General features: G+C 63.3%; 12 protein-coding genes. 9 read left to right on the top strand and 3 right to left on the bottom strand.

All coding sequences use genetic code 11. From position 1 onward, the window contains the following. Nucleotides 1-4: 4 nt before the first annotated feature. Entirely contained in the window at nucleotides 5-1,156 is a 1,152-nt protein-coding gene (locus OEG81_RS11955) for an aromatic ring-hydroxylating oxygenase subunit alpha (protein ID WP_264129476.1), read from the bottom strand. A gap of 266 nt (nucleotides 1,157-1,422) precedes the next feature. On the opposite strand from OEG81_RS11955, the gene OEG81_RS11950 reads away from it, so the two are divergent. The 9 genes from OEG81_RS11950 (at nucleotide 1,423) to OEG81_RS11910 (ending at nucleotide 9,546) form a co-directional block, all read left to right on the top strand. Then, the gene (locus tag OEG81_RS11950) at nucleotides 1,423-1,695 is read left to right on the top strand and encodes an exodeoxyribonuclease VII small subunit (RefSeq protein ID WP_264129475.1); all 273 of its coding nucleotides are present in this window, start codon (nucleotides 1,423-1,425) and stop codon (nucleotides 1,693-1,695) included. A 2-nt stretch (nucleotides 1,696-1,697) separates the two neighbouring features. Beyond that, entirely contained in the window at nucleotides 1,698-2,612 is a 915-nt protein-coding gene (locus OEG81_RS11945; protein WP_264129474.1) for a polyprenyl synthetase family protein, read from the top strand. Nucleotides 2,613-2,684: 72 nt separating this feature from the next. Next, entirely contained in the window at nucleotides 2,685-4,586 is a 1,902-nt protein-coding gene (dxs, locus tag OEG81_RS11940) for a 1-deoxy-D-xylulose-5-phosphate synthase (protein ID WP_264129473.1), read from the top strand. A 65-nt stretch (nucleotides 4,587-4,651) separates the two neighbouring features. Further along, complete coding sequence (folE2, locus tag OEG81_RS11935) at nucleotides 4,652-5,467, top strand: GTP cyclohydrolase FolE2 (RefSeq protein WP_264129472.1); 816 nt, start codon at nucleotides 4,652-4,654, stop codon at nucleotides 5,465-5,467. Nucleotides 5,468-6,478: 1,011 nt separating this feature from the next. After that, the gene (rpsF, locus tag OEG81_RS11930) at nucleotides 6,479-6,856 is read left to right on the top strand and encodes a 30S ribosomal protein S6 (protein ID WP_264129471.1); all 378 of its coding nucleotides are present in this window, start codon (nucleotides 6,479-6,481) and stop codon (nucleotides 6,854-6,856) included. Between the two features lie 23 nt (nucleotides 6,857-6,879). After that, entirely contained in the window at nucleotides 6,880-7,197 is a 318-nt protein-coding gene (priB, locus tag OEG81_RS11925; RefSeq protein ID WP_264129470.1) for a primosomal replication protein N, read from the top strand. Between the two features lie 96 nt (nucleotides 7,198-7,293). Continuing rightward, complete coding sequence (rpsR, locus tag OEG81_RS11920) at nucleotides 7,294-7,566, top strand: 30S ribosomal protein S18 (protein WP_180068302.1); 273 nt, start codon at nucleotides 7,294-7,296, stop codon at nucleotides 7,564-7,566. Nucleotides 7,567-7,582: 16 nt separating this feature from the next. After that, a complete protein-coding gene (gene rplI / locus OEG81_RS11915) occupies nucleotides 7,583-8,038 on the top strand; it encodes a 50S ribosomal protein L9 (RefSeq protein ID WP_264129469.1) in 456 nt (151 codons plus the stop codon). Nucleotides 8,039-8,166: 128 nt separating this feature from the next. Continuing rightward, a complete protein-coding gene (locus OEG81_RS11910) occupies nucleotides 8,167-9,546 on the top strand; it encodes a replicative DNA helicase (protein ID WP_264129468.1) in 1,380 nt (459 codons plus the stop codon). A 36-nt stretch (nucleotides 9,547-9,582) separates the two neighbouring features. On the opposite strand, the gene pdxA is transcribed toward OEG81_RS11910, so the two are convergent. Together pdxA and OEG81_RS11900 are read right to left on the bottom strand one after the other, a co-directional pair. Then, nucleotides 9,583-10,593: a 4-hydroxythreonine-4-phosphate dehydrogenase PdxA gene (gene pdxA, locus OEG81_RS11905; RefSeq protein ID WP_264129467.1), complete on the bottom strand. Its 1,011-nt coding sequence runs from the start codon at nucleotides 10,591-10,593 to the stop codon at nucleotides 9,583-9,585. A gap of 9 nt (nucleotides 10,594-10,602) precedes the next feature. Next, nucleotides 10,603-12,228 carry a PhoH family protein gene (locus tag OEG81_RS11900; protein ID WP_264129466.1) on the bottom strand — a complete coding sequence of 542 codons (1,626 nt, stop codon included), beginning with the start codon at nucleotides 12,226-12,228 and terminating at the stop codon, nucleotides 10,603-10,605. Nucleotides 12,229-12,284 lie beyond the last annotated feature (56 nt).

Genomic DNA, 12,284 nt, shown 5'->3' with positions numbered 1-12,284 from the left:
GCGCTCAGGCGCCCGTCTCGTTCATCATGCGGCGGTACCATTCATGGAAGTGCCGCATGCCGTCTTCCATGGGCGATTGGTAGGGGCCGGCCTCGTCGGCGCCGCGACGCATCAGGGCGCGGCGGCCGGCATCCATGCGCTCGGCGATCTCGTCGTCCTCGATTGCCGTTTCCATATAGGCGGCGCGCTGCGCCAGCACGAATTCGCGCTCGAAGGCGGCGATGTCTTCCGGGTAGTAGAACTCAACGATGTTCAGGGTTTCCTGCGGGCTGACCGGATGCAGCGTCGACAGCACGACCACATGCGGGTAGAGCTCTATCATGTGGGTGGGGAAATACGTGACCCACACCGCGCCGAAGCCGGGTTCCTGGCCCTCGCGGTAGTCCAGCAGCCTGTCGTGCCATTGGCGGTATACGTCGCTGCCGGGCTGGCTGAGCGATTTGTGCACGCCCACCCTCTGCGAGCTGTACCAGTCCGAGAATTCCCAGCTCAGATCGTCGCAGGTCACGAACTTGCCCAGTCCCGGATGGAAGGGCCCTACATGGTAGTCTTCCAGGTAGACCTCGATGAAGGTCTTCCAGTTGTAGCGGCATGAATGCACTTCGACGTGGTCCAGCACATAGTCCGAGAAGTCGAATTCGGGCCGCTCGAACAGCGAGGCCATGTCCTGGGCCGGATTGCGCGGGCCCTCGAACAGCAGCCCATGGCAGTTCTTGAGCGTGTAGCGCTGCAAGTCCATGCAGGGTGTCTTGGGGAACTGCGGGGCGCCCAGCAGCTTGCCCTGCTTGCTATAGGTCCAGCGGTGGACGGGGCAAACGATGTTGCCGCCGGTGTTGCGCAGATTGCCGTGTTCGCTTTGCGCGCCGGCCACGCTTCCGGCCTGGCCGCCCAGCATGATGGCTTGCCGGTGACGGCAGACGTTCGAAATCAGTTCGACGCCGCCGGGATTGCGCACCAGGACGCGCCCGGCCTGTTCCTGCGGCAGGGTGCGCCAGTCGCCTGGCTCGGGCACGAGTTTTTCATGCCCGATATAAAGTGCTGAATTCCTGAAAATGCGTTCTTGCTCTTGGGCAAAAACGGCTTCGTCAAAATAACTGCTGACTGAAAGTTGTGTTTGCGCCGGCGCGATGTGCGCTTCCCGACCGATGTCGGTCATGATTCCCCCCGCCGAGATGAAACCAGGCAGAACGCGGTAAAGGCCAAGGTTGTTTCCTGTGGCTGTTCCAGCTGTCGTGTGCCCGGTGCGAAGAAAAAACGGACTGGCCGATGAAATTTTAAGGAGCTAGGATTGTACCCTAGTTTTTTTGCCCTGCCGCAGCGTCCGGATGGGGGACTCGGGCAGGCATGGCCGGCATCTCGTACAATTTGGGCAGGACGCAAAACAGGCGCGGCATCGCTGCGCTGATTTTCTGGAATACGCTCATGAATGACGCAAAACCCGGCGCCGCACCCGCCGTCGGCGGCACAGCCGCCTTGCCGCAGGATTTTGAAACGGCCCTGGCCCAGCTCGAGTCGCTGGTCTCGCAGATGGAAACCGGCACGCTGCCGCTGGACCAGTCGCTGGCCGCCTATGAACAGGGTGTGGAGCTCGCCAAGATATGCCAGCGCCGCCTGGATCAGGCTGAACAGCAGGTCAAGGTATTGCAGGGCAACCTGCTCAAGCCCTTGGCCGACGCCGATAGCGGCGAGGAATAGGCATGGGGCACAGAACAGTGGATTTTCCCGCATGGCTGGCTGAGCGCGTGCAGCATGTGGAAGGGGTGCTCGATCAGTTGCTGCCGCCGGCCGGCACCGAACCCGAATCCCTGCACGAGGCCATGCGCTATGCGGTGCTGGGTCCGGGCAAGCGCGTTCGCGCCGCCCTGGTCTACGCCGCCGGCGAAGCATCGCTGCAATCGGGCACGGCGGCCGCCGCGCAGGAAATCGCCCTCGATCATGCGGCGGCGGCGGTCGAGCTGATACATGCCTATTCCCTGGTTCACGACGATCTGCCATGCATGGACGACGATGCGCTGCGCCGCGGCCGTCCCACGGTGCATGTGCGCTTCAATGAAGCCACCGCGATGCTGGCCGGCGATGCATTGCAGCCCCTGGCTTTCGAGCTGCTGGCCTTGATGCCGATTGCGCCGGCCCTGGTCGTGCAGGCATCCCAATTGCTGGCGCGTTCGGCGGGCAGCCTGGGCATGGTCGGCGGGCAGGCCATCGATTGCGACAGCATCGGCGTGGCCCTGAACGGCGATCAGCTGCAGCAGATGCACAGCATGAAAACCGGCGCCTTGCTTGAAGCCAGCGTGTTGCTGGGCGGCATCGTGGCCGGGGCGGGTTCGTCCGCCCGGCAGGGCCTGGAAAGCTATGCGGCCGCGGTCGGCCTGGCTTTTCAGGTCGTCGACGACATCCTGGACGTGACTTCGGACACCGCCACCCTGGGCAAGACCGCCGGCAAGGACGCCGCGGGCAACAAGCCGACCTATGTGTCCATCATGGGCCTGGAAGGGTCCCGCGAATTGCTGCAATCGCTGCATGCCCAGGCCCGGGCGGCAGTCCTGCCCCTGGGGCCGGCGGCGGGCCGCCTGGCCGATATCGCCGATTACATCGTCGGGCGCGACCGTTGACCCATTCGCCCGTTTGCGCGCCGGGCCCCTTGAGAGCCTAAAATGCAGTTTGTACCCAACCCCTCGACTCGTATGCCTAACGTAAGCCTCGAAGATATCAATACGCCCGCCGATCTGCGCTCGCTGGACCGTGCCGGCCTCAAAGAGGCCGCCAGCCAGCTGCGCGAGTTCGTCCTGCAATCCGTGTCGAAGACCGGCGGCCATTTGTCGTCCAATCTGGGCACGGTCGAGCTTACCATCGCTCTGCATCATGTCTTCAATACGCCCGATGACCGCGTGGTGTGGGATGTCGGCCACCAGTCGTATCCGCACAAGATTCTGACCGGCCGGCGCGCCGGCATGGCCAAATTGCGCCAGCAGGGCGGCATATCGGGCTTTCCCAAGCGCAGCGAATCCGAGTACGACGCGTTCGGCACGGCCCATTCGTCGACGTCGATCTCGGCCGTGCTCGGCATGGCGGTGGCGTCGCGCAACGCGGGCCTGGACCAGCGGCAGCACATCGCCGTCATCGGCGACGGCGCCATGACCGCCGGCATGGCCTTCGAAGCCCTGAACAACGCCGGTGTGACGCCGGGCGTCAATGTGCTGGTCGTGCTCAACGACAATGACATGTCGATTTCGCCGCCGGTGGGGGCCTTGAACCGCTATCTTGCCCGGCTGCTGTCCGGCGGCTTCTATGCCGCCGCCAAGAATGTGGGGCGGGCGGTGCTGCAGCATGTGCCGCCCATGCTGGAACTGGCGCGCCGCTTCGAGGGACATGCCAAAGGCATGGTGTCGCCGGCCACCCTGTTCGAAGAGCTGGGTTTCAATTACGTGGGCCCCATCGACGGCCACGACCTGGACGCGCTGGTGCCCACGCTGGAAAACCTCAAGGCGCTGGGCGGCCTGCAGTTCCTGCACGTGGTCACCAAGAAGGGGCAGGGCTACAAATTGGCCGAGGCTGATCCCGTGCTTTATCACGGTCCGGGCAAGTTCGACCCCAGCGTGGGCATCCAGAAATCCAAAACCCCCGCCAAGCAGACCTTCACCCAGGTTTTCGGGCAATGGCTGTGCGATATGGCACAGGCCGACAGCCGCCTGGTCGGCATCACGCCGGCCATGCGCGAAGGCAGCGGCATGGTCGAATTCGAGCGGCGCTTCCCCACGCGCTACTTCGACGTCGGCATTGCCGAGCAGCATGCCGTCACCTTCGCGGCCGGCCTGGCCTGCGAAGGGCAGAAGCCGGTGGTCGCCATCTATTCCACCTTCTTGCAACGCGGCTACGACCAGTTCATACACGATGTGGCGCTGCAAAACCTGGACGTCACCTTCGCCCTCGACCGCGCGGGCATCGTCGGGGCCGATGGCGCCACGCATGCCGGCAACTACGATATCGCCTACTTGCGCTGCATTCCCAACATGGTGGTGGCCACGCCGTCCGACGAGAACGAGGCGCGCCTGCTGCTCAGCACCTGTTACCGCCATCCTGGTCCGGCTTCGGTGCGCTACCCGCGCGGAGCGGGCCGCGGCGCCGCGGTGCACGAGGGGCTGGACGAGGTCGAACTGGGCAAGGGCGTCGTCCGCCGCCAGGGCGAACGGATCGCCATCCTGGCCTTCGGCACGCTGGCCACAGCCGCCTTGCAGGCCGCCGAGGCGCTGGACGCCACCCTGGTCGACATGCGCTTCGTCAAGCCGCTGGATGAAGCCTTGCTGCAAAGCCTGGCCGAGACGCACCAGGCTTTCGTGTCGGTCGAGGAGGCCTCGATCATGGGCGGGGCCGGCAGCGCCGTGCTGGAGTTCTTCAGCCGGCGGGGCATTGTCCGGCCCATGCTGCAATTGGGGCTGCCCGATCAGTTCATCGATCATGGCGAACAGTCGGCCATCCTTTCGGACCTGGGGCTGGACGCCGCCGGCATCGAGCGTTCCATCCGGGAACGTTTCGGCGCTCCGGAGCATCCAATGGATGTGTCCGTCGCCGGACTTGCGGTAAAGTAGCAGTATCCCCATTGTGTCCGTAACCGGTGTCCGCTCCTGGCGGGCGCCCACCAGGCCTATATTTCATGAATATACTGATTGATTCTGCTGTTGCCATGCCTGACGTGCAGAGCAGCGTCGATACCCGCCACATCGCGATCCAGCGCGTGGGTGTTCGCGGCGTGCGCCATCCCATGGTCATCGCCCAGGCCGACGGCACGGCGCAAGCCACCGTCGCCAACTGGGAGCTTACCGTGGCCCTGCCGGCACAGGAAAAAGGAACGCATATGTCGCGTTTCGTGGCACTGCTCGAAGAACACCGCCGCACGCCCATGACGCCCGCCCTGTTTTGCGCCATGGCGCAAGACATGCTGCCCTTGCTGAACGCCCAGAAGGGCGATATCGCGGCGACCTTTCCTTATTTCCTGTCCAAGACCGCTCCCGTCTCGGGGGTGGCCAGCCTGATGGACTATGAAGTCAAGTGGTCGGCCCGCGCCCAGGCTGCCGGGCAAGAGGGCGCTGCGGAATTCGCGCTCTCCGTGCTGGTCCCGGTGACCAGCCTCTGCCCATGCTCCAAGGCGATCTCGCAGTACGGCGCCCATAATCAGCGCTCCCATGTCACCGTCGAGGTCATCTACCAGGATCCATCCCAGGTCGACGTCGACGCGCTGATCCGCAACATCGAGCAGCAGGCCTCGTGCGAGCTGTGGGGGCTGCTCAAGCGCGGCGACGAAAAATTCGTGACCGAGCGCGCCTACGAGAATCCCAAATTCGTCGAGGATCTGGTTCGCGACGTGGCCGAGCACTTGCAGGGCCTGGCCGGCGCGCGCAGCTTCCGCGTCACCGCCGAGAACTTCGAGTCCATACACAACCACTCCGCGTACGCCGTCATCGAAGGCTGAGAGCGGGGTTTTTTGATCCTTGCTGGCGTTCTAAATTCTTAAGGGCTGCTGCGCTTAGGCTGACCCCTTTCTGAATTCTTAAGCGCTTCGGTGGGTGGACTGGCTTCCCTTGGTTTCTTGCGCGCCGCGGTGGACGGACCGGGGCCGTGCTCCCGATCGCTGCGGCCCTTCGGGCTTCCCTTGTCCTGGCTTTCCAGCGGGGGACGTGCGCGAACTCGCAAACAATCAGTCCCGGACTGATTGTTTGCTCAGACAGCGCGCACTCTTACGCCCCCGCTTCCAAGCCAGGCCTGCGGCTGGCTCAAAGGTCGCACAGCCCCGGTCCGCCCACCGCGGCGAACATAGGGGCATGATGGAAGAATGAATCCTGCATGCCGAGGCTGAATAGCTTTTCCGCGCCATCCCGTAGGGTGTGGGAGAAGACGGGGCAGTAACGCTTTCAGACACAAACCAGAAGGCGGAAGAACGCCAAGCAAGCAGACTTTCCCGGCGACGCCACGCATTTCACCGATGCAGCCGTCGAGGTGGCGGGGGCCGGGCTGCGGCGACTTTCGGGGCCGAGCGAGCCGATGGTGAAGGGAGCACGCATGTGCGGACGAACAAGGCGATGCGATGTTCGGCGCGCAGGCGCCGAACCGGTCACGAGGAGCAAAGCCCGGCCCCCGCCACCTCGACGGCGTCACCAAAAACCATTAACGTCACCAAAAACCATTAACGTCACCAAAAACCATTAACGTCACCGAAAACAACACACATCAACGTAGCGGCGCTAATGCCAACAAAACCCACCAACCCCGGTATGCTGGAATATGACCCCTTATCCGGACCAGTCCCAAATTCGAGCCAACCGGCCATTGCCGAAAACTCCTAGTAATGCTATTATGGTTGGTTTCTTGCTCGACTAGCATCTATTTTTGATGCCGGCGGGCTGCCCCTTTTGGCGGCTGGCTTTGCCTTTGAATGCATCTAGGCAAGGTCCGGACGGCAAAAGACATCCACAAGGAGTTGTTTATGCGTCACTACGAAGTAGTGTTTATTGTGCATCCCGATCAAAGCGAGCAAGTGCCCGCCATGATCGAACGCTATCAGGCTGTCGTTACCGGCAACGGCGGACAGGTTCATCGCCTGGAAGACTGGGGCCGCCGTCAACTGGCCTACCCCATCCAGAAGCTGGTGAAGGCCCATTACGTCTGCTTCAACATCGAGTGCGGCCAGTCCGTGCTGGACGAACTGGAGCATTCCTTCCGCTACAACGACGCCATCTTGCGCCACCTGGTCATCAAGACCAAGAAGGCCCAGACCGCCGCATCCATCATGATGAAGTCGGTCGAGCGCGAAGAGGCTCGCAAGGCCAGCGCCGAAGCGGCCACCGCGAACCAGTCGGAATAAGGGCCTGTGTCCCGGGCAGCAACGTGAATCAACTGGTCCTTACGGCAACGGCTCTCGAGCTGCAGCCTTTAAGGTATACCCCGGCGGGCTTGCCGGCGGTCGAAATGGTCTTGAGTCACGAATCGGAAGTCCAGGAAGCCGGCCATGCGCGCCGGATCGAAATGGTTCTTTCCGCTGTAGCCCTGGGAGACATCGCTCTGTTGCTGGCGGACACCCCTTTGGGTGCGCTTTTGTCGATACAGGGGTTTCTGGCCCCCGCGCGCAAAGGCTCGAACAAACTGGTGCTGCACATACAACAGGCGAAACGGGTTTTTGCCGGCGGCGCGACAGCCGTTGTATAGCAGGAATTCATGGCAAATATGTAGCGCAGGCGCATTGAGCGCCGGGCGCATGAAATTTACAGTCCGGGTCAGTCCCGGGCACTAAAGAGGCACATCATGGCTTACTTCAAGAAAGGCAAGGAAAAACGCAAATTCACGCAACAGAACCCGCTGTTCAAACGTCGCAAGTTCTGCCGTTTCACAGCTGCCAACGTTGACGAGATCGATTACAAGGATCTGGACACGCTGCGTGACTTCATCCAGGAAAACGGCAAGATCATTCCTGCCCGCCTAACCGGCACCAAGGCACATTACCAGCGCCAGCTGGACACCGCCATCAAGCGCGCCCGCTTCCTGGCCCTGCTGCCTTACACCGACAACCACAACTAATCCGGGGCCTATCGTCATGCAAGTCATTCTGCTCGAAAAAGTCGTCAATCTGGGTAACCTCGGTGAAGTCGTCCGTGTGCGCGACGGCTATGCCCGCAATTACCTGATCCCCCAAAAGATCGCCCGCCGCGCCACCGACGCCGCCCTGAAGGAATTCGAAGCGCGCCGCGCCGAACTCGAGAAGGTCCAGGCCGAGAAACTGGCCGCCGCGCAAGCCACCGGCGAGAAGCTGGCCGGCCAGACCGTCACCATCCTGCAAAAAGCCGGCGTCGACGGCCGCCTGTTCGGATCGGTCACCACCATGGACATCGCTGCCGCCCTGGTCAAGGCCGGTTTCACCACCATCGAGAAAGCACAAGTGCGCTTGCCCGATGGCGCAATCAAGGCCGTGGGCGAGTTCCCCGTCCAGGTCGCGCTGCACGCCGACGTGGTGGTCGACATCACCGTGGTCGTGCAAGGCGAAATGGCCTAAGCCATCTTGCCGCGCGTGGTACATTCCTTTTCCAGGAAGGTGCCGAGCCAGCGCTAGTGAAAAAGCCGGCAGATGCCGGCTTTTTTCATTCATGGAATTTTCCACCCCCCGATTGTTCGGAGCCCGATTTGGACAGCAAGAAGACAAGCAGCGACCCCCAACTGGATTATTTGCGCGTGCCTCCCCATTCGGTGGAAGCCGAGCAGTCCGTGCTGGGCGGCCTGTTGCTGGACAATGCCGCCTTCGACCGGGTTACCGACGTCCTGAATGAAGACGATTTCTATCGCTTCGACCACAAGATCATCTGGCAGCACATCACCCGCCTTATCGGCCTGGCCCGTCCGGCCGACGTCGTCACGGTCAACGAGTCGCTGGCCAGCGCGGGCAAGTCCGACGAGGTGGGCGGGCTGTCCTACCTGAATGCCCTGGCGCACAACACGCCTTCGGCTGCCAACATCCGCCGCTATGCCGAGATCGTCCGCGAGCGGTCCATGCTGCGCAAGCTGGTATCGGTGGCCGACGAAATTTCGGCAGCCGCATTCAATCCCCAAGGCAAGGAAGCCCGGCAACTGTTGGATGAGGCCGAGTCGCGCGTCTTCCAGATTGCCCAGGAAGGAGCACGCGGCGGCACGGGATTCCAGGAAATCCAGCCGCTGCTGACCCAGGTGGTCGAGCGGATCGACGAGCTCTACCACCGCGAGGGCGACTCCGACATCACCGGGGTGCCTACCGGCTTTACCGACCTTGACCGCATGACCTCGGGCCTGCAGCCCGGCGACTTGATCATCGTGGCCGGCCGTCCCTCCATGGGCAAGACCTCGTTCTCCATGAATATCGGCGAGCATGTGGCCATCGAGCAAGGCCTGCCCGTTGCCGTGTTCTCCATGGAAATGGGCGCGGTGCAGTTGGCCATGCGCATGGTCGGCTCGGTGGGCATGCTGGACCAGCACCGCATGCGTACCGGCAAGCTGACGGCCGACGACTGGCCGCGCCTGACTCATGCCGTGCAGCAAGTGCAGGAAGCGCAAATCTATATCGATGAAACCCCGGCGCTGACGGCCATGGAGTTGCGCGCACGTTCGCGGCGCCTGGCGCGTCAGTGCGGCCAGTTGGGCTTGATCATCATCGACTATATGCAGTTGATGTCGGGCAATTCCTCGGGCGAGAACCGGGCAACCGAGATTTCAGAAATCAGCCGTTCGCTGAAAGGCCTGGCCAAGGAATTGAACTGCCCCTTGATCGCCTTGTCGCAGCTTAACCGCAGCCTGGAGCAACGCCCGAATAAGCGTCCGGTCATGAGCGATTTGCGGGAGTCCGGCGCCATCGAGCAGGATGCCGACCTGATTCTCTTCATCTATCGTGACGAGGTCTACAACCCGGACTCGCCCGACAAGGGCACGGCCGAGATCATCGTGGGCAAGCAGCGTAACGGCCCCATCGGCAGCGTGCGCCTGACCTTCCAAGGGGCCAGCACGCGCTTCCTGAACTTCACCGCCGGGATGGGCTAAGCTCGGGCACCGGCCGCCTCGAGGGCGGCAAGGGAGTCAGGCCGCGCAGGCCTGATCCGGCGTCATGGCCAGCGCCAGGTCGTAGGCGGCGCGCAGCGAGCTTGGGTCGGCGATGCCCTGGCCCGCGATGTCGAAGGCCGTCCCGTGATCCACGCTGGTGCGCACAAAAGGCAGGCCCACGGTTACGTTGACGCCCTGGTCCACGCCCAGGTACTTGACGGGAATCAGGCCCTGGTCGTGGTATTGCGCCACCACGATGTCGAATTCGCCCCGGCGCGCGCGCATGAATATGGTATCGCCCGGCCAGGGGCCGCTGGCATCCATGCCTTCCGTCCTGGCCTGCTGGATGGCCGGCGAAATCACCTGGATTTCCTCCTGCCCGAACCGGCCGTCTTCGCCCGCGTGGGGATTGAGCCCGGCCACGGCGATGCGCGGCCGCCGGATACCTGCCTGGAGGCAGGCGCGCTGGGCCAGGCGTATGGTCTCCAGCTCGGTCTCGAACGTGATCAGCGGGCTGACCTGGGCCAGGGCCACGTGTATGGTCGCCAGGATGACGCGCAGTTCGTCGTTGGCCAGCATCATGGCGTAGTGGCGCGTGCCGGTCCGTTCGGCCAGGATTTCGGTATGTCCGGGATAGTCGATGCCGCCCGCCTGCATGGCTTTCTTGTTCAGCGGCGCCGTGACGATGGCGCGCAGCCTTGATGCCTGGGCATCGTCGATGGCGTGGCAAAGGTATTCGTAGGCGCCGCGTCCCGCCTGAGCGTTCAATTGGCCGGGAGGCAGCTCGCTCGGCAGGGCCTGCCAGCGGTTCAGGACGGGCAGCATGCCCGGCCGCCCCGTGGCCTGATCCGGCGAGGCGATCAATTCCACGGACAACGCATCCGACAGCCCCAGGCGCCGCAGGGTGCCATCCAGGATGCCCGCATCGCCGTAGACCAGAGCGGGGCAAGGCAGGCCGGCGGCGAACAGCTTGACGATGATTTCCGGGCCGATGCCGGCCGCATCGCCCAGGGTGAATCCGACGGGCAAGGGCGCGCGATCGTCCATGGGCGGCTCTTACAGCGCCTCGCTGGCGTAGTCGGCCAGCCGGGAGCGTTCTCCGCGCTGCAAGGTGATGTGCCCGGCATGCGGCCAGCCCTTGAAGCGGTCCACCACGTAGGTCAGGCCCGAACTGCCTTCGGTCAGGTAAGGCGTGTCGATCTGGGCGATATTGCCCAGGCAAACGATCTTGGTGCCCGGGCCGGCGCGGGTCACCAGCGTCTTCATCTGCTTGGGCGTCAGGTTCTGGGCCTCGTCGATGATCAGGAACTTGTTCAGGAAGGTGCGTCCGCGCATGAAATTCAGGGACTTCACCTTGATGCGCGAACGGATCAGTTCCATGGTGGAATTCTTGGACCAATCCTGGCCGCCGCCAGCCATCTCGTTGTTGCCCGCGCCCAGATGCAGCACCTCGAGATTGTCTTCCAGCGCGCCCATCCAGGGCAGCATTTTTTCTTCTTCGGTGCCGGGCAGGAAGCCGATGTCGTCGCCCACGGGAACGGTTGCGCGGGTGATGATGATTTCGTTGTAGCGCTTGGTTTCCAGGGTTTGGGTCAAGGCGCTGGCCAGCGCCAGCAGCGTCTTGCCGGTGCCCGCCTGGCCCAGCAGCGACACGAAATCGCAGTCGGGGTTCATGAGCAGGTTGAGCGCGAAATTCTGTTCGCGGTTCCTGGCCGTGATGCCCCATACATTGTTCTTGCCGTGGCTGTAGTCGCGCAGGGTGGCCAGCACGGCGCTGCGCCCACTGACCTCCTTGACTTGCGCCTGCAGGGGCAGGTCGCCATCGAAATACACGAACTCATTGACGATGAATTCGGAGCACAGCGGGCCCTTGATGCGGTAGTAGGTCGTGCCGCCCTGTTGCCAGGATTCGACATCCTTGCCGTGCTTGGTCCAGAAGTTCTCGGGCAGTGGCATGACCCCGTCGTACAGCAGGTCGGAGTCGTCGAGCACGTGGTCGTTCAGGTAGTCTTCGGCCGGCAAGCCCAGCGAGCGGGCCTTGAGCCGCATATTGATATCCTTGGATACCAGTATGACTTCGCGCTTGGGGTGCGCCAGCTGCAGCGCATGCACCACATTCAGTATGGCGTTGTCGGCCTTGCCCAGGGGAAGCTCGATGGGCAGCTTGGAATGCAGGGCCGAGGTCTGGAAGTGCAGCTTGCCCAGGGCTTCCTGGTTGCCCAGCGCGTCCAGGTCCAGGCCTTTCTCCAGCGCCTGGGTGCCGGCCACCAGGCCGTCCAGGAAGCGGCTGACCTGGCGGGCGTTGCGCGCCACTTCGGACATGCCCTTTTTCTGGTGATCCAGTTCTTCGAGCACCATCATGGGCAGGAAGATATCGTGCTCTTCGAACTTGAACAGGGAATTCGAGTCGTGCAGCAGCACATTGGTGTCGAGCACGAACAGCTTGCGCTTGGCGACGGCCAGCCGTGTCTTGCGGGCCGGACGCGACGCGACGACGGTCAGGGCCGGCACTTCGGGCGCGGGCGGTATCAATGCCGCCTGGTCCGTGGCCGCGGGAGCCGCGCCGCGTTTTGCCGCCGGCTTGCCGGCGGTCGCCGCTACGGCGGGCGCAACGGATGCCTTGCTTGGCGCATCGGAGGAAACCATGGCGCCCATACGGGTCGGCAAGGGGGGTAGCGGCATAAACTGTGTGCTCCTGCGATTCTGAAATAAGGGCGTGGCGGAATGGCGGCGCGCGG

Origin of the sequence: Pollutimonas sp. M17 (genome assembly GCF_025836975.1) — a bacterium.
Classification (GTDB): domain Bacteria; phylum Pseudomonadota; class Gammaproteobacteria; order Burkholderiales; family Burkholderiaceae_B.
The sequence above is the reverse complement of the archived record's forward strand: the minus strand, read 5'-3'. Positions and strand labels throughout refer to the sequence as shown.